Raw genomic sequence first — 16,692 nt, 5'->3', positions numbered from 1 at the left:
CCGCGCCGACGGCCGGTCCCCCGGCCGGACCGCCCCACCCGTGCTCGACGTCGTGGTGCCCGTCTACAACGAGCAGGACGACCTCGGGCCCTGCGTCCGCCGGCTGCACGCGCACCTGGCGGCGACGTTCCCCTATCCGTTCCGGATCACCGTCGCGGACAACGCCAGCACCGACCTGACGCCGCAGCAGGCCGCGATCCTCGCCGTCGAGTTGCCGGAGGTCGAGTCGTTCCGGCTGGAGCAGAAGGGCCGCGGTCGGGCGCTGCGCGCCGTGTGGGCGGCTTCGGACGCGCCGGTGCTCGCGTACATGGACGTCGACCTGTCCACCGACCTCAACGCGCTGCTGCCGCTGGTCGCGCCGTTGATCTCCGGCCACTCCGACCTGGCGATCGGCACCCGGCTGGCCCGCTCGTCGCGGGTGGTGCGCGGCACCAAGCGGGAACTGGTCTCCCGTGGCTACAACATGCTGCTGCGCGGCTCGCTGGCCGCCCGGTTCTCCGACGCCCAGTGCGGGTTCAAGGCGATCCGCGCGGACGTCGCCGAGCAGCTGCTGCCGCTGGTCGAGGACGGCGGCTGGTTCTTCGACACCGAGCTGCTCGTGCTGGCCGAACGGGCCGGCCTGCGTATCCACGAGGTGCCGGTGGACTGGGTCGACGACCCCGACAGCAAGGTGGACGTGGCGCGCACCGCCGCCGAGGACCTGCGCGGCATGTGGCGGGTGGGCAGGGCGCTGGCCACCGGCCGGCTGCCGCTGGAGCGGCTGCGCCGTCCGTTCGGGGACGACCCGCGCGACCGGGCGCTGACCGGGGTGCCGGTCGGACTGGCCCGCCAGCTCGTCGGGTTCTGCGCGGTCGGCGTGCTCAGCACCCTCGTCTACCTGGCGCTGTACATGGCGCTGCGCGCGGTGGTGCCGGCCCAGGCCGCCAACGCGCTGGCGCTGCTGCTGTCGGCGCTGGGGAACACCGCGGCCAACCGGCGGCTGACCTTCGGGGTGCGCGGCAGGGATCGGGCGGTGCGCCACCAGGCCCAGGGGCTGGTGGTGTTCGCGGTCGGGCTGGTGCTGACCAGCGGGTCGCTGGCGGCCCTGCACATCGCGGTGGCCCATCCCCCGCACCACACCGAACTCGGGGTCCTCGTCGTGGCCAACCTGGCCGCCACGGTTGTCCGGTTCCTGCTCTTCCGGGTCTGGCTGTTCGCCGAGCCGGCCGACGGAGGCCCCGTCGGCGCTGTAGGACCCGCTGACTCCACCGGCCCCACCGGCCCCACCGGCTCCGCTGAGTTCGCTGACGCCAGCCCCGCACGCCCCGCCGGGACGACCGGTCCAGCGGGGACCGCCGACAGCGAATCCGGTACCGAATCCGGTGCCGAATCCCACACCGAATCCGGCACCGAATCCGGGAGCGCCCGATGAGCACACCCAGCCACCTGCTGCCGTCCGGCCTGCCACCGGCCCCGTCCGCCGGACCGGCCGCGTCCGCCGCGACGACCCTGCGCCGTACCGCGACGACCCTGCGCCGTACCGCGGCGGGGCTGCCGCGACGGCTGTGGCGGGGCCACGAGGAGGACCCGGCCTGGGCCCGGCCCGCGCTGCTGGCGGTGCTCGTCGCCGCCCTGGTGCTGTACCTGTACGACCTCGGGGCGTCCGGCTACGCCAACTCCTTCTACTCGGCGGCGGTCCAGGCGGGCAGCCAGAGCTGGAAGGCGTTCTTCTTCGGCTCCTCCGACGCCGCCAACTCGATCACCGTGGACAAGCCGCCGGCCGCGCTGTGGCCGATGGCGCTGTCGGTGCGGCTGTTCGGCCTCGGCTCCTGGCAGATCCTGGTGCCCGAGGCGCTCATGGGCGCCGCGACGGTGGGGCTGCTGTACGCGGCGGTACGGCGCCGGTTCGGGCCCGGCGCGGGGTTGACCGCGGCGGTGGTGCTGGCGCTCACCCCGGTCGCGACGCTGATGTTCCGCTTCAACAACCCCGACGCGCTGCTGGCGCTGCTCATGGTCGCGGCTCTCTACTTCGTGCTGCGGGCACTGGAGGACGCCCGGCTGCGCTGGCTGCTCGCGGCGGGCGCGGTCTTCGGGCTGGCGTTCCTCACCAAGACGCTCCAGGCGTGGCTGATCCTGCCGCCGCTGGCCGTCGTGTACGCCGTGTGCGCGCCGACCGCGCCGCGCCGCCGCCTGCTGCAACTGCTGGCCGCGGGCGGTGCGATGGTGCTGGCGGGCGGCTGGTGGGTGGCGATCGTCGAGCTGTGGCCGGCGTCCTCCCGGCCGTACATCGGCGGTTCGCAGGACAACGACTTCCTCTCGCTGACCTTCGGCTACAACGGCTTCGGCCGGATCACCGGGAACGAGACCGGCAGCGTCGGCGGCGGCGGAGCGGGCGGCCCGGGCGGTGCCGGTGGCGGTATGTGGGGCCGGACCGGCATCGGCCGACTGTTCGGCACGGACATGGGCGGGCAGATCGCCTGGCTGCTGCCGGCCGCGTTCGCCCTGCTCGTGGCGGGGCTGTGGATCACCCGGCGGGAGCCGCGCACCGGGGAGCGCCGGGCGGCGTTCCTGGTCTGGGGCGGGGCGCTGCTCGCCACCTTCGTGACCTTCAGCTTCATGTCGGGGATCTTCCACCAGTACTACAACATCGCCCTGGCGCCCTACATCGCGGCGCTGACCGGTATGGGCGGCGCCCTGCTGTGGCGGCGCCGGGACCGGCTGCCCGCCGCCGTGGTGCTGGCCGCCGTCGTGCTGGGTACCGGGGTGTGGGCGGCCGAACTGCTGGGCCGGTCCGCCGGATGGCACCCGTGGCTGCGGTACGTGGTGGTGGCCGCGGGGCTGCTGGCCGCGCTCGCGGTGCTGGCCGGCACCCTGCCGGCGACGGCCGGCGCGCGGGCCCGGGGGCGGTTGTCGGCCGTTGCCGCGGCGGCCGGGGTGGTCGCGATGCTGGGCGGGCCGGCGGCCTACACCCTCGAAACCGTGTCGGTCGGCCACGAGGGCTCGATCATCACCGCCGGCCCCGCGGTGCAGGGCGCCATGGGTGGTCCGGGCGGCGGAGGCGGTTTCCCCGGCGGCGGTCAGGGCGGCATGCGTGGCGGCACGGGGGCGCCGGCCGGCGGGATGCCCGGCGGCGCGGGCGGCCCGAACTCCACCGGCGGCTCCACTGGCCAGGGCCAGGGCCAGTTCGGGGCCCCGGCGGCCAGGGTGCGCAGAACGGCCAGGGCTTCCCGGGCTTCCCGGGCGGGCAGGGCTTCCCGGGTGGTCAGGGTACGCAGAACGGCGGGACGGGGTCGGGTACGGCCGGCGGTCCGTTCGGTGCGGAGGGCGGCGGCGCCCCGGCGGCACGGCAGGTGGCGGCATGAACGGCCTGCTCAACGGCACCGAGGTGTCCGCTGCCATGAAGAAACTGCTGCTGGCGGACGCCGACCGCTACACCTGGGTCGCCGCCGCGGTCGGCTCCCAGAACCAGGCGAGCTACCAGCTGTCCACGCGGAAGCCGGTGATGGCGATCGGCGGCTTCAACGGCACCGACCCCTCGCCGACGCTGGCCCAGTTCGAGAAGTACGTCGCCGCCGGCCGCATCCACTACCTGATCGGCGGCGGTGGCTTCGGTGGCGGGTTCGGCGGCGGCCAGGGCGGCCAGGGCGGCCAGGGCGGTTCGGGTACGGCCTCGCAGATCCAGTCCTGGGTCGAGGCGCACTACACGGCGAAGACGGTCGGCGGCACCACCGTGTACGACCTGACCGACCCGAAGTGAACTGACCCGCGGCGCCGGACGGGAACGGGGGCGGTCGGACGGAGAGCCCTCCGTCCGACCGCCCCCGGTGCGCGGCTCGCGGGGCCGCGGGGCCCGTCGGCGCCGCGTCAGGCCAGGCGGGCCGGGAAGCCGCCGGTCGCCACCGGGCTCCACCGCTCCGGCGTCACCCGGATCAGCGACTTGCCCTGGCGGACCATCGCCTCGCGGTACTCGGCCCAGTCCGGGTGCTCGCCGGAGATGTTCCGGAAGTACTCGACGAGCGGCTCCACCGACTCCGGCACGTCCAGCACCTCGGCGGTGCCGTCGACCTGGACCCAGGGCCCGTTCCAGTCGTCCGAGAGCACGATGAGGCTGACGCGCTCGTCGCGGCGCGCGTTGCGGGTCTTGGCCCGTTCGGGGTAGGTGGACACGACGATCCGGCCCGAGTCGTCGACGCCGCAGGTGAGCGGCGACCCCTGCGGGCGGCCGTCGGCGCGCGTGGTGAGCAGGATCGCGCGGTGCCGGGGCCGGACGAACTCCAGCAGTCCGTCGAGGTCCACGGTGGTGTTGGTGGCGATGTTGGGAGCCATACCGGAAACCCTAGCGCCGGCCTCCGCTCCCGGCCGGTGGCCGCGTGGCCGTCCCGGCCGCTGGTCCTGCGCCGACCCGGCCGTCGTCCCCGCCCCCGCCGAAGCGGTGCGGGTCCGTGTTGGGGGTCCCGGCGTCGGCCTCGGCCGTCCCCTGCTCCGGCCGTCACCGGGACCCGTACCCCGAGCCGTCGTCCCGGACCTCTCCGCTGCGGGCGCGGGCCGTACGACCGGGTGACCCTGGGCGGTGCGAGCCGTCCCGGGTGGCTGTCGTCGGGGCGGACGTCCCGCCCTCATGGTTGCCTAAAGCAACGATACGGACGGGGTCCGCCCCACCGCAAGTGCCAGAAGGTACCGGAACGGTCCGGGCCGGTACCTCCTGGCACGTCACGACCGGGACAGCACCCGGACCGCGCCTGCGGCCCCGCCCGCGGCAGGTGCGGGGGCGGGGCCGGGGGCGGCGAGCCGGACCGAGGAGGCGCGCCTCAGACCGAGGCGGCGGTGAGCGCGGCCACCTCGTCGGCGGTGAGCTTGAGGTCGGCGACCGCCGTGAGCGCGGGGACGTGCTCGGGCGTGCGGGCGCTGGCGATCGGCGCGACGACGGTGGGCTGCGCGGCCAGCCAGGCCAGTGCCACCGTGGCCACCTCGGCCCGGTGCGCCGCGGCCACCTCGTCGAGCGCCTCCAGCACCTTCACGCCGCGCGGCTCCGCCAGGTACCCGGCAGCGCGTCCGGCGCGGGCGCTGTCCACCGGGGCGGCGCCCGGCCGGTACTTGCCGGTGAGGAAGCCGGAGGCCAGGCCGTAGTACGGCGCGGCGGACAGGCCGCGCTCGGCGACCAGATCGGCCAGCGGGCCCTCGTAGGAGTCGCGCGCCACCAGGTTGTACTCCGGCTGGAGGATCTCGTAGCGGGCCAGGCCCTCGCGCTCGGCGAAGTCCAGCGAGGCGGCCAGCCGCTCGGCGGAGAGGTTGGAGGCGCCCAGCACCCGGACCTTGCCCTCCTTGACCAGGGCGTCGAGGGTGGTCACGATCTCCTCGACCGGCACGGACGTGTCGTCGAAGTGGGTGTAGTAGACGTCGATGTGCTCGGTGCCCAGCCGGCGCAGGGACGCCTCGACGCCCTTGCGGATGGTCTCCGGACGCAGGCCCTTGGCCTCGGCGTGCGCGCCGACCTTGGTGGCCACCACCACGTCGTCGCGCCGGCCGCGCCGGGCCAGCCACCTGCCGATGACGGTCTCCGACTCGCCGCCGGAGTTCCCCGGCACCCAGGCCGAGTACACGTCAGCGGTGTCCACGAAGTCGCCGCCGGCGGCGGTGTACGCGTCGAGGACGGCGAAGGACTGCGCCTCGTCCGCGGTCCAGCCGAAGACGTTGCCGCCGAGGGCGAGCGGGAAGACGTCCAGTTCTGATCTGCCGATGCGTGCCATAACTGACGCAACCGGTGGGGGGTGCGGGGTATTCCGCCGACACGCTAGGGTCAGGCGCCATGTCGAACACCTCGCCCAACCCTGACAACAACTACGACCCGGCCGGCAGCACCCAGATGTTCCGGGCCTTCGTCGACGAGCAGCCGCCGCCGGCACAGGCCCAGCAGGCGCAGCGGGAGCAGACCCGCAGCCGGGCCGGTCTGGTCATCGGCATCGTCGTCGCCGTGGTGGTCGTCGTCGGAGTGGTCGCGCTCGCCATGAAGTGAGCCCGCGGACGGCGGGCCGCCTGCCGGCGGGCGGGGCGCGGCAGCCCCGGACGTACCGGGCAGCCCGCCGCGGGGCCGCGGCCCCGCGACCACTCCGCCTCCTCCTCACGCCTCCGCGGTCAGGCCCTCGCGCAGCTGGGCCAGGGTCCGCGTCAGCAGCCGGGAGACGTGCATCTGCGAGATGCCGACCTCCTCGCCGATCTGCGACTGCGTCATGTTCGCGAAGAACCGCAGCATGATGATCTGCCGTTCGCGCGGCGGCAGCTGGGCCAGCAGCGGCTTCAGCGACTCGCGGTACTCGACGCCCTCCAGGGCGGAGTCCTCGTAGCCGAGCCGGTCGGCCAGCGTGCCCTCGCCGCCGTCGTCCTCCGGGGGCGGGGAGTCCAGCGAACTGGCGGTGTAGGCGTTGCCGACGGCGAGTCCGTCGACCACGTCCTCCTCGGAGACGCCGAGGCAGCCGGCCAGTTCGGCGACCGTGGGCGAGCGGTCCAGCCGCTGCGAGAGCTCGTCGCTCGCCTTGGTCAGGGCCAGCCGCAGCTCCTGGAGGCGCCGCGGCACCCGCACCGACCAGGAGGTGTCGCGGAAGAACCGCTTGACCTCGCCGACGATCGTGGGCATCGCGAAGGTGGGGAACTCCACACCCCGCTCGCAGTCGAACCGGTCGATCGCCTTGATCAGGCCGATGGTGCCGACCTGGACGATGTCCTCCATCGGCTCGTTGCGGCTGCGGAAGCGCGCGGCCGCGTACCGGACCAGCGGGAGGTTCAGCTCGATCAGGGTGTCCCGCACGTACGCCCGCTCCGGGCTGTCGGCGCGCAGCTCCGCGAGTCGCAGGAAGAGCGAGCGGGACAGGGTGCGGGTGTCGATGGCCTGGGACGGCGCGACGCCGGGCGGGCCGTCGGTGAGGGCGCCGCGCGGCGCCCCGGACGGGGCCGCGTCGAGCACGTCGACACCGGCGGCGGCACTGTCGGCGCTGTCGGCCCTGTCGGCGGGGCCGCCGCGGACGGGGTCGAGGACGTCGACAGGGTCGACGGCCGGGTCGGTTGCCGCGGTACGGAGCACCTTGGGACTGCCCACCTGTACGGACATGCCACCCCCTTGAGGTCGCGGAAGGGCGTTGCGAGCGACGGTTGTTCCTCCTCTGGCATACCGGAGGTCCGGCCGTCACAAACGCGCTCCCCGCAGAATGTCACATGTCGGCAACACGCTGTAGTGCCAAGTCGACTTATCTTCGCAGGACGCCTCATTCCCCGGGGCTACACGTCGATCTGGTTTGCGGACCTCAGGCGGGCGAAGCTGCGCGACAGCAGCCGGCTCACGTGCATCTGGGAGACGCCGAGTTCCGCGCTGATCTGGGACTGCGTCAGGTTGCCGAAGTAGCGCAGCAGCAGGATGCGCCGCTCCCGTTCGGGGAGTTGCACCAGCAGGTGCCGGACGAGGTCGCGGTGCTCGACGCCGCTGAGGGCCGGGTCCTCGTACCCGAGCCGGTCCAGCAGCCCGGGGGCGCCGTCGCCCTCCTGGGCGGCTTCCAGGGAGGTCGCGTGGTAGGCGCGGCCGGCCTCCAGGCAGGCCAGCACCTCCTCCTCGGACAGCCGCAGCCGCTCGGCGATCTCGGCCGTGGTCGGGGAGCGGCCGTTGAGCACGGTCAGATCCTCGATGGCACCGCTGACCTGGACCCACAGCTCGTGCAGCCGCCGCGGTACATGGACGGTGCGGACGTTGTCCCGGAAGTAGCGCTTGATCTCGCCGACGACGGTGGGCATGGCGAAGGTGGGGAACTGGACGCCCCGGTCCGGGTCGAACCGGTCGATGGCGTTGATCAGACCGATGGTGCCGACCTGGACCACGTCCTCCATCGGCTCGTTGCGGCTGCGGAAGCGGGCGGCGGCGTACCGGACCAGCGGCAGGTTGACCTCGATCAGCGCGGCGCGCACCCGGGTGTGCTCCGCGCCGCCCGGCTCCAGGACGGCGAGCTGCTCGAAGAGCACCTGGGTGAGGGCCCGGGCGTCGGCCGCGTTGCTGTTCGGCGCCTTGGCGCGGCCACGGGGGTGCGGCGTGCCGGGCGGGGGCGGGAAGGGGCGCCGGACCTCGGTGCCGGGCGCCGGCTCGGCCTCCTCGAACGCGTCCTCGGCGCGGAACTCCTCCGCCACGAGCACGTCCTCGGTGCCCGGTCCGTCCTCGGCGCCGCCGTCCGTCCCTCCGCCGTCCGCGCCGCCGTCTGTCCCTCCGTCGGCGTCCGCCGGGGCGGGGCCCTCAGAGCCGCTGGAAGCGCCGTCGAAGGCGCCGCCGGGGTCCGGGGCGGGTACGGGCCCGGGCACCGCCCGGGAGGCGTCCGTACGGTCGGGAACGGGGCCGGCCGGGCGCCATGCCCCCCGCGTCGACGGGGCGGGTGAGTCCGGCGCGGGCAGGGCGGTTGGGCCGGGCGTGGGTGGGGCGGCCGGGTCTGGTGCGGACGGCGACGCTGACGCTGTACGGGCCGACACCGGCACACCCACTCCCTATCGGTCCACTCCAGCACTTGCCCTGTCCGTCAAAAGCGGTCATAGCATCACAATTCATGTGCGCCTTGTGCAAGCACCGCATATTGCCGTGTTGTACGAACGGGCAGGGGTGAACGACACGACGAAGCCCCCCGTGCCGACAGGCGGCGCGGGGGGCTCGCGGGGTGAATCGGACGGACGTGCGCGGCCGGGCGGGTGAACGCGGGGCCGTCGTCCGGGTCAGAACTGGTAGTCCGCCACCACCCAGGTGGCGAACTCCCGCCACTGCGCCACGGCCGCCTGGTGGGCCGGGTGGTCCAGGTACCGCTGGAGGGCGTCGGCGTCCTCGGCGGCGGAGTTGATCGCGAAGTCGTAGGCGATGGCGCGGTCGGAGATGTTCCACCCGCACTCCCAGGAGGCCACGTCGGGCACCTGGCCGCCGAGCTCGGCGAAGGCGCGGGCGCCGCGCACCACGCGCTCCTCGGCGCGGTCCACGCCCTCGTTCAGCTTGAACAACACCAGATGACGGATCATCACCACTCCTCGCGGGCAGGCCGTCAGTCGGCCAGGTCGTGCATGAACTGCCCGATGCTCTTGGCACCGTTGGAAATCCCCACGAACCCTACCTGGACGAGGTCGGCGGCCCGGGCGGGCTGGTCGATGATCGTGTAGAGGACGAAGGCCAGCACCACCCAGGTGACGATCTTCCTTGCCTGCGCCATGCCCCTTCTCCTCCCCACCGCGCGCGGCACGAGCGGTCGCAGGTGCGCAACCGCCGGAGTCTATTACGCCGTACGGTGCACCGAGATGACCACACTCTCACGTGGTTATCCGCTCATGCGATGAACGCCTGCCGGTTGGGGCGACAGCCGGCCATGGCGCCGGGTGGTGCCGGGCGCCGGGCTGTCCGGTACCCGGGCTGTCAGACCGTCATGCGTGGTTCAGAGCAGCAGGACGGCCAGGACGACGAGCCCCGCGAGGACGATCCCGCCGAGTACCGAGCCGGCGATGACGAGCCCCAGGCGGGTGCCCGGGTCGGTCTTGCGGGTCCACCCGGTGCCGTCCATGACCTCGGCGACCAGCGCCGTCATCTCTGTGCTGTCGAAGCGGTACTCCACCGTCCCCGTGCCGCCCGGCCCCACGGCGGTGTAACGGCGGTACTCCTTGGTCACGAAGGTGCCCCGCGCGGTCCGCTGGACGAATTCCGCGCCGACCCCTCCCGCGCCGGCGCCGGCCCGCCACCTCATGTCGTGGATCTGCTGCTCGCGCGTGTACGTGCGGTTCGCCGTGTCGAATCGGAGCATGATCCGGTAGTCGGTGGAGATGCCCTGCGCGTGCAGGAACGTTCGCCAGGCCAGGTCCTGGACGTCGAGCCGGAGGAGCAACCCGTCCTCGACGCGCTCGACGGTGTACGGCCTGCCCTCGGTGCGGGCCTCGAACAGCCGGCGGAAGTGTTCGACGGCGGCGTCCGCCGTGAGCCCGGTCTCGGACAAGGTCCCTCCCCCGGCCGGCGCGCGGCGCGGCCTCCCCCTGTGAACCGCCCGTCGGCGGAAATGCGGACGCCGGCCCCCTCCTGGTGGAGGGAACCGGCGTCCGTACTGCTCAGAGCGGTAGCGGTGGGATTTGAACCCACGGAGGAGTTGCCCCCTCACACGCTTTCGAGGCGTGCTCCTTAGGCCGCTCGGACACGCTACCGAGGCAGAGCCTATCCCACGTGAGGGTGTGCTCAGAAATCCTTTGGACGGAAGAAGTGGGTGAGGAGCGCCGAGGCGGGCTCGGGGAGCACCTCGGCGACGACCTCGGGGCGGTGGTTGAGGCGGCGGTCGCGCACCAGGTCCCACAGGGAGCCGGCCGCGCCCGCCTTGGGGTCGGGGGCCGCGTAGACGACCCGGTCAAGGCGTGAGAGCACGATCGCCCCCGCGCACATCGTGCACGGTTCGAGGGTGACCGCCAGGGTGCAGCCGGTCAGCCGCCAGCTGCCCAGGACGGCCGCCGCCCGGCGGATGGCCAGCACCTCGGCGTGGGCGGTCGGATCGCCGGTGGCCTCCCGCTCGTTGCGGGCCCGGGCCAGCAGCGTGCCGTCGGCGGCCAGCACGACCGCGCCCACCGGCACGTCGCCGGTGAGCGGGGCGCGCTCGGCCTCCGCCAGGGCCAGCCGCATGGCCGGCACCCAGGGGTCGCGCAGGACGTCGGGACCATCGGGAACGCCGCCCGCGGGCGGGTCGGAAGACCTCAGCGGACCGCCTCCAGTACGTCGGCGGCGCCCAGCGCGTCCGCGATCTCGCCCAGCGCCTCCCCGGTGAGCGCGCCGTCCCCGCTGAGCGCCAGCAGGTCGGCCGCGCTCATGCCGAGGTCGGCCAGCAGGTCGGTCTCGCCGACCGGGCCGGCCGGCACGTGCTCCTCGGAGAGGTCGGCGGCCGCGTCGTCGGAGTCGCCGTCCTCACCGTCCTCGGTGCCGTCGAGGTCCACCAGCTCGTCGAGCCTGAGGTCCTCCGGGTCGCGTCCCAGCACCTCGTCGGTGAGCAGGATCTCCCCGTAGGAGCTGCGGGCGGCGGCGGCCGCGTCGGACACGTAGATCCTGGGATCGTCCTCCCCGTCGACCCGGACGACGCCGAACCAGGCGTCCTCCTGCTCGATGAAGACCAGAACCGTTTCCTCCTCGTCGGCGGCCGCGCGAGCCAGATCGCTCAGGTCGGCGAGGGTTTCAACATCGTCGAGATCGGGTTCGCTCGCTTGCCAACCGTCCTCGGTGCGCGCGAGCAGTGCGGCGAAGTACACCGTGACTCTCCCACAGTTCTCAGGCCGTCCGGACCGGACGGGGCCCATGGTCCCCGGGTACTGGACGAGGGGTCCATGACGCTCCCACCCACTCGGCATCGTGGCAGAAACAGGGGCGTCGCGAGAGGTCTTCGCCACCGCGACGTGCCAGGACTTGGTCACTTCCGCGGAAAACCGCGACCATGGCGGGCAGCCGAAGGGCTGGCCCGGCGCGTCGGGAGCCGTCGTCGGCGGCCCCGTGGCCGGCCCGCGCCTCCGGACGGACCACGGTCGCCGGGGGCGCGGGCGGACCCTCCACGGCCCGGTCGCGGCCCGGCGCGGGCCCCGTCCGGACGGCGGGCGGTGCTCACCAGCGGAACGTACGCATCCGCATCTGCTGGCGCAGCCGGACCGACTTCGCCCGCCGCGGCTGCACCCGGTCGCGCAGCGCCCGTGCCTCGCTGAGCTCCCGCAGGAAGGCCGCGCGCCGGCTGCGGCGCTCCCGGTCCCGCTCCTGGTCGCCCTCCTGGCCGCGCTCCCGGGTTTCCCCCGGGGCGTCCTCGTGGGCGTCCTCGCGGGACGGCTCCCCGGCCTCGCGTACCCGGCCTCCGGCCTCCTCGACGCTCTCCTCGCCGCTGATGCGGCTGGTGCGGCTGCTGCTGTCCGGCTCCGGCATGGTCACCGTCCTGGCTGTCACGGGTGTACGACAGGCTGTTTCCCCCGTTCGGCCCGTTTACCCCGGGGCCGGTCGCAAAGGGGGGCTACCGCGAAGCCGCCACCGGGTCGCAAGGGGGGCCGGATCAGCGCGGATAAGACCATATGGCTGGCTCAGGACTGGCCCATGACTGGCTCGCGAACGCGGCGGGCGGGGCTGCGACGCCCCCGACGACCAGGTGCGGCAGCGTCCCCGGCGGCCGTCCGGGCCCGCCGGGCTCCGGGCACGACAGCCCGGCGGGCCGGTTACAGTCGTTCCCATGCGTCTCCACGTCGTCGACCACCCGCTGGTCGCGCACAAGCTCACCACCCTGCGCGACCAGCGCACCGACTCCCCGACCTTCCGGCGGCTCGCCGACGAGCTGGTCACGCTCCTCGCCTACGAGGCGACCAGGGACGTGCGCACCGAGCAGGTCGACATCCGCACCCCGGTCGCCGCGACCACGGGTGTGCGGCTGTCCCACCCGCGCCCCATGGTCGTACCGATCCTCCGGGCGGGCCTCGGCATGCTCGACGGCATGGTCCGGCTGCTGCCCACCGCCGAGGTCGGCTTCCTCGGCATGGTCCGCAACGAGGACACCCTCCAGGCCGAGACCTACGCCACCCGGATGCCGGAGGACCTGTCCGGCCGGCAGGTGTACGTGGTCGACCCGATGCTGGCCACCGGCGGCACGCTCGTCGCGGCGATCCGCCTGCTGATCGAGCGCGGCGCCGACGACGTGACGGCGCTGTGCCTGCTGGCCGCGCCGGAGGGCGTGGCGCTGATGGAGCGCGAGCTGGCCGGCCAGCCGGTCACCGTCGTCACCGCGGCCGTGGACGAGCGGCTGGACGAGCAGGGCTTCATCGTCCCCGGCCTCGGGGACGCGGGCGACCGCCTCTACGGCGCGGCCGGCTGAGGAATCCGCCCCGGTGGGCTTGCCGGGGCACGCGGATCGAGGACATCGGGCCCGCACCCGTTCGGGGGTGCGGGCCCGGCCGTTTGAGGGACCATCGGGTCCGGTCGGCGGCGGGACTCCCGGGTCCGGTCGGTCGCGGAGCCGCCGGGCGTCAGTGCTTGGTGGTCCGAGCCGTGTCGTTCTTGCCGCTCGCGCTGCTCTTGCCGCTCCCGGTGGTCGGGGCGCAGCTGGGCTTGGGCGCGGGCGGGTTGGCCGCTGTCACCCGGGCCGCCGCGGCCTGTGCGGGCGTGGCGAGCTTGCCGAAGGTGTTGCCGATCATCAGATCGACGGTGTCGCCCTTGCGGTTCGGGTCGATCTTCACCAGCGAGCCCGCCACCTGGGTGCCCGCCTCGCGGGCCGCCGCCTCGCCGGCCGGGCCCGCCAGCACCAGGGCCGACTGGGGGATCTTCGTGATGTAGGCCACGGGCGCGTTGCCGAACTTCGCCACCTTGAAGCCCCGGCTGGCCAGTTCGTCGGCGGTGGCCTTGGCCAGGCCGCCGTGTTCGGTGGCGTTGTAGACGTTCATCACCACCTTCTCGGGCTGCGGCAGGACGAGCGGCTTGCCGCTGGCGGCCGGCGGGGTCGTGGGGGCGCACGACGGGCGGTCCTGGGGGGCGGCGCTCGCCTTCTTGTCGCCGCCGCGGCCGGTGAAGACGGAGTAGAGCTGGAGCCCGCCCCAGCCCAGCAGGCCGAGGGCGACGACAGCGGCGCACAGGACCGCCACCACGCGTCCGCGCCGCCGGGGTGGGCGCATACGCGGGTACGCGGTGCCCGTGATCCGGTACTTCCCGCCCATCCCCGAGGGGGTCAGCATGCTCATATGCGCAGCGTAAGCGGATTGTCAGTCCATCTCCAGGACCCGGGCATGCAGCACTTGACGCTGCTGGAGCGCCGCGCGTACCGCCCGGTGCAGACCGTCCTCCAGGTACAGGTCGCCCTGCCACTTCACTACGTGGGCGAACAGATCGCCGTAGAAGGTGGAGTCCTCGGCCAGCAGTGTCTCCAGGTCGAGCTGGCCCTTGGTGGTCACCAGCTGGTCCAGCCGCACAGGACGGGGGGCGACCTCCGCCCAGTCGCGCGTGCTCACCCGGCCGTGGTCGGGGTACGGCCGCCCCTGTCCGATGCGCTTGAAGATCACACGGAAAGCCTACCGGCCCGGCGCAACCGGGTGCAGCCTCGACGCCCGGCCGGTCGGCCGGACGAATCCCCCTGAATCGCCGAATCGTCGCGCTCCGGGCAGGGTGGCAGGAGAACGTGCCGCCGTCCGGGACCGCCGCGGGCCCACCCGCCCGGCGCTCCCGGACGGCGGCACGCGAACGGCCACGGTGATCACAGGGCACAGGGGGCGTACGGCGGACAGGGCACAGGGCACGGAGCACAGCACGGGACGGACCGGGAGCAAAGGGTGCGCCGGCGGCGACCAGGCGGGTCGGCGGACGCGGGAGGAGGACTGCCGATGGGTGCGGAAGGCGGCCCACCCGGCAGCGGCATGTGGCGGGCCCTCGGCGGCGACCCGTGGCGGACCCTGCTGGACGGCACGCAGGCCGGGGTGGCACTGCTGGACACCGGGTTGCGCTACGTCTGGGTCAACCCGGCGCTGGCCCGGATGAACGGCGTGCCGGCGGCCGAGCACGTCGGCCGGCTCATCAGCGAGGTGGTGCCGGGCGTGCACGCGGACGAGGGCATGATGCGCCGGGTGCTGGCCGACGGCGTGCCCCGGGCCGGCGACACCAGCGGCCAGACCCGCGCCGACTCCGAGCACGTCCGCCGCTACTGGCACAGCAGCTACCACCGGATGGAGGCCCCGGACGGAAGAGTGCTCGGCCTCGGCGCGGTCCTGGTGGAGGTGAGCGCCGACCGGGCCTCCCACCACGAGCTGGAACGGGCCCGGGAGCGGCTGCTGGTGCTGGACGCGGCGGCGGTGCGGATCGGCTCCACCCTGGAGATGGACCGGACCTGCCAGGAGCTGTGCGACCTGCTGGTGGAGGTGCTGGCGGACACCGCGACGGTCGAGGTGCTCTCCAGCGGCGACCAGGACGGGATGCGCCCGCCGCCCGAGGGCACCGTCCGGCTGCGGCGGGCCGCGATGAGCTCGCGCCCGGTGCTGCACGGCAAGGTGGGGGACTTCGGCCGACCCGGCGAGTACGTCGACTACCAGCCGGACTCGGCGATCCCGCGCTGCCTGGAGAGCGGCCGCCCGATCGTCCTGAACCTGCTGCCGGACGAGGAGCTGGGCCGCTCCGCGCCCAACGTGGAACGGGTCGGCGCCTACCGGAAGGCGGGCATCCACTCGGCGCTGGTCGTACCGCTCGCGGCCCGCGGCGCCCGGATCGGCACGGTCAGCATGGTGCGGGCCGGCACGTCGCCCGGCTTCGACGAGGAGGACGTCGCGGTGGCCCGGGCGCTCGCCGAGCGGGCCGCGATCAGCCTGGACAACGCGCGCCGCTACAGCAGGGAGCACGCCATCGCCGTGGAGCTCCAACGGGCGCTGCTGGCCGAACCGGGTCTGCCGGGGCCGAACGTCGACGTGGCCACCCGCTACCTGCCGGCCGGCGAGACGGACCTGGTGGGAGGCGACTGGTTCGACGTGCTGGCGATGCCGGGCGGACGGACGCTGCTGGCCCTGGGGGACGTGATGGGCCACGGGGTCGAGGCGGCGGTCGAGATGAGCCGCTACCGGTCGATGCTGCGGGTGGTGGCCGCCGAGGAGGACGCGCCGCACCTGATGCTCAACCGGATCGACGCCCTGCTGTCGGCCGGCGGCACCGGCCGGCCCGGTACCTGCCTGCTCGGGGTGGTCGACCCGCGCCGCCGTACGGCCTGGTTCGCGGCCGCCGGCCACCTCCCGCCGGCCCGCGTCACCGCCGTCGGCACGGTGACCCTGCTCGACGTCCCCCCGGGGCCGCCCCTCGGCGCCGACCTGGGCGGCGGCTACGCCACCGTGGCCGTCGAGTGGGAGCGGGGCGACGTGCTGCTGCTCTACACGGACGGCCTGGTGGAACGCCGCACCGAGGACATCGACACCTCGCTCGCCCGCCTCGCCGGGCTGCGCCTCCAGCAGGCCGACGGCCCGCTCGACGCCCTGCTGGCCCGCGTCGTCCACCGCCTGGCCCCAGGCCCGACCGAGGACGACGTCGCCCTCCTCGCCGCCCGCGCCGTCTTCATGCCGCCGCTGGGCTGAGGCGCCCCCTCACCACCGGGCCGCCCCGGGAACGGGAGAGGGGCCACGGGACCCTGCCGGAGGGACGGGCGGGTTGTTAACCTCGGAGGGGAACTCTGCGGATCACGAGGGGTGAGGAGTCCGCATGACCGAACGGAAGCCGCCCGGCGTCCCCTTCGAGACGTGGGCGGACCGGCAGATCCGGGAGGCGGAGCAGCGCGGCGCCTTCGAGGGGCTGGCCGGGCTGGGCAAGCCGCTCCCGTCGTCCGGAGCCGCCTACGACGAACTGTGGTGGGTCAAGGACAAGATGCGGCGGGAGGGCCTGTCCTTCCTGCCGCCGTCGCTGGTGCTGCGCAAGGAGGCGGAGGACGCCCTCGCCGAGGCGCGCGCGGCCGGTACCGAGGTCCAGGTGCGGCGCGTCCTGGAGAAGGTCAACGAGCGGATCAGGGAGGCGATCCGCCGGCCGCCCGAGGGGCCGCCGCTGAACCTGGCGCCCTTCGACGTCGAGCAGATCGTCGCCGAGTGGCGCGAGGGCCGGGCCGAGGGCGGGCCGGCCGCGTCCTGACCGCGGACGGGCACGCGACGTGGGCGAGGACCGACCGTGGCCGGGCACGCGGTGCAGGCGAGGGGCTGACCGCGGGCGCCCGCCGCTGA

The 16,692-nt window shown here is 74.2% G+C and carries 17 protein-coding genes, 1 tRNA gene and 1 pseudogene; 6 read left to right on the top strand and 13 right to left on the bottom strand.

The window, feature by feature from the left end; all coding sequences use genetic code 11:
• Nucleotides 1-40: 40 nt before the first annotated feature.
• A complete protein-coding gene (locus BS72_RS15905) occupies nucleotides 41-1,411 on the top strand; it encodes a glycosyltransferase (RefSeq protein ID WP_198545903.1) in 1,371 nt (456 codons plus the stop codon).
• Nucleotides 1,408-3,736 (top strand): annotated as a pseudogene (locus tag BS72_RS15900) (ArnT family glycosyltransferase). The gene BS72_RS15905 and the pseudogene BS72_RS15900 overlap by 4 nt, the downstream one beginning before the upstream one ends.
• A 107-nt stretch (nucleotides 3,737-3,843) precedes the next feature.
• Here the strand turns inward: BS72_RS15900 and BS72_RS15895 are convergent.
• Nucleotides 3,844-4,305, bottom strand: coding sequence for a PPOX class F420-dependent oxidoreductase (locus BS72_RS15895; protein WP_037911244.1), 462 nt, complete (start codon nucleotides 4,303-4,305; stop codon nucleotides 3,844-3,846).
• A gap of 482 nt (nucleotides 4,306-4,787) precedes the next feature.
• On the bottom strand, nucleotides 4,788-5,726 hold the full coding sequence (locus BS72_RS15890) for an aldo/keto reductase (RefSeq protein ID WP_037911242.1): 939 nt from the start codon (nucleotides 5,724-5,726) through the stop codon (nucleotides 4,788-4,790).
• A 59-nt stretch (nucleotides 5,727-5,785) separates the two neighbouring features.
• Here BS72_RS15890 and BS72_RS15885 point away from each other — a divergent pair, with 59 nt between their 5' ends.
• A complete protein-coding gene (locus BS72_RS15885; RefSeq protein WP_037911240.1) occupies nucleotides 5,786-5,992 on the top strand; it encodes a hypothetical protein in 207 nt (68 codons plus the stop codon).
• A gap of 105 nt (nucleotides 5,993-6,097) precedes the next feature.
• Here BS72_RS15885 and BS72_RS15880 read toward each other — a convergent pair whose 3' ends face one another.
• The 9 genes from BS72_RS15880 to BS72_RS15845 all read right to left on the bottom strand — a co-directional run bounded on the left by BS72_RS15880 (nucleotide 6,098) and on the right by BS72_RS15845 (nucleotide 11,869).
• Complete coding sequence (locus tag BS72_RS15880) at nucleotides 6,098-7,081, bottom strand: RNA polymerase sigma factor SigF (RefSeq protein ID WP_037911238.1); 984 nt, start codon at nucleotides 7,079-7,081, stop codon at nucleotides 6,098-6,100.
• A 167-nt stretch (nucleotides 7,082-7,248) separates the two neighbouring features.
• A complete protein-coding gene (locus BS72_RS15875) occupies nucleotides 7,249-8,310 on the bottom strand; it encodes an RNA polymerase sigma factor SigF (RefSeq protein ID WP_232792426.1) in 1,062 nt (353 codons plus the stop codon).
• Between the two features lie 402 nt (nucleotides 8,311-8,712).
• The gene (locus tag BS72_RS15870) at nucleotides 8,713-9,006 is read right to left on the bottom strand and encodes a Dabb family protein (RefSeq protein WP_037911236.1); all 294 of its coding nucleotides are present in this window, start codon (nucleotides 9,004-9,006) and stop codon (nucleotides 8,713-8,715) included.
• A gap of 23 nt (nucleotides 9,007-9,029) precedes the next feature.
• Nucleotides 9,030-9,194: a hypothetical protein gene (locus BS72_RS37270; RefSeq protein ID WP_198545901.1), complete on the bottom strand. Its 165-nt coding sequence runs from the start codon at nucleotides 9,192-9,194 to the stop codon at nucleotides 9,030-9,032.
• Between the two features lie 219 nt (nucleotides 9,195-9,413).
• Nucleotides 9,414-9,965, bottom strand: coding sequence for a hypothetical protein (locus BS72_RS15865; protein WP_037911234.1), 552 nt, complete (start codon nucleotides 9,963-9,965; stop codon nucleotides 9,414-9,416).
• Nucleotides 9,966-10,080: 115 nt separating this feature from the next.
• Nucleotides 10,081-10,167, bottom strand: a tRNA-Ser gene (locus BS72_RS15860).
• 31 nt (nucleotides 10,168-10,198) lie between these two features.
• Nucleotides 10,199-10,633: a nucleoside deaminase gene (locus tag BS72_RS15855; protein ID WP_037911233.1), complete on the bottom strand. Its 435-nt coding sequence runs from the start codon at nucleotides 10,631-10,633 to the stop codon at nucleotides 10,199-10,201.
• 71 nt (nucleotides 10,634-10,704) lie between these two features.
• Entirely contained in the window at nucleotides 10,705-11,250 is a 546-nt protein-coding gene (locus BS72_RS15850) for a tRNA adenosine deaminase-associated protein (RefSeq protein ID WP_037911229.1), read from the bottom strand.
• 346 nt (nucleotides 11,251-11,596) lie between these two features.
• Nucleotides 11,597-11,869: a hypothetical protein gene (locus BS72_RS15845; protein ID WP_407639043.1), complete on the bottom strand. Its 273-nt coding sequence runs from the start codon at nucleotides 11,867-11,869 to the stop codon at nucleotides 11,597-11,599.
• Nucleotides 11,870-12,203: 334 nt separating this feature from the next.
• Here BS72_RS15845 and upp point away from each other — a divergent pair, with 334 nt between their 5' ends.
• The gene (upp, locus tag BS72_RS15840) at nucleotides 12,204-12,839 is read left to right on the top strand and encodes a uracil phosphoribosyltransferase (protein WP_037911226.1); all 636 of its coding nucleotides are present in this window, start codon (nucleotides 12,204-12,206) and stop codon (nucleotides 12,837-12,839) included.
• A gap of 151 nt (nucleotides 12,840-12,990) precedes the next feature.
• Here the strand turns inward: upp and BS72_RS15835 are convergent, their stop codons facing one another.
• Nucleotides 12,991-13,698: a LytR C-terminal domain-containing protein gene (locus tag BS72_RS15835; RefSeq protein WP_051951157.1), complete on the bottom strand. Its 708-nt coding sequence runs from the start codon at nucleotides 13,696-13,698 to the stop codon at nucleotides 12,991-12,993.
• A 21-nt stretch (nucleotides 13,699-13,719) separates the two neighbouring features.
• Nucleotides 13,720-14,016 (bottom strand): type II toxin-antitoxin system VapB family antitoxin, encoded by a 297-nt coding sequence (locus tag BS72_RS15830; RefSeq protein WP_037911225.1) that lies wholly within the window; start codon nucleotides 14,014-14,016, stop codon nucleotides 13,720-13,722.
• A gap of 318 nt (nucleotides 14,017-14,334) precedes the next feature.
• Here BS72_RS15830 and BS72_RS15825 point away from each other — a divergent pair, with 318 nt between their 5' ends.
• Both BS72_RS15825 and BS72_RS15820 read left to right on the top strand, forming a co-directional pair.
• Nucleotides 14,335-16,059, top strand: coding sequence for a SpoIIE family protein phosphatase (locus BS72_RS15825; protein WP_232792425.1), 1,725 nt, complete (start codon nucleotides 14,335-14,337; stop codon nucleotides 16,057-16,059).
• Nucleotides 16,060-16,183: 124 nt separating this feature from the next.
• Nucleotides 16,184-16,603 carry a DnaJ family domain-containing protein gene (locus tag BS72_RS15820; RefSeq protein WP_037911224.1) on the top strand — a complete coding sequence of 140 codons (420 nt, stop codon included), beginning with the start codon at nucleotides 16,184-16,186 and terminating at the stop codon, nucleotides 16,601-16,603.
• Nucleotides 16,604-16,692 lie beyond the last annotated feature (89 nt).

Source organism: Actinacidiphila yeochonensis CN732, assembly GCF_000745345.1.
Taxonomy (GTDB): domain Bacteria; phylum Actinomycetota; class Actinomycetes; order Streptomycetales; family Streptomycetaceae; genus Actinacidiphila; species Actinacidiphila yeochonensis.
Note: the sequence above shows the minus strand (reverse complement) of the source record. Positions and strands in the feature narration are given on the sequence as shown.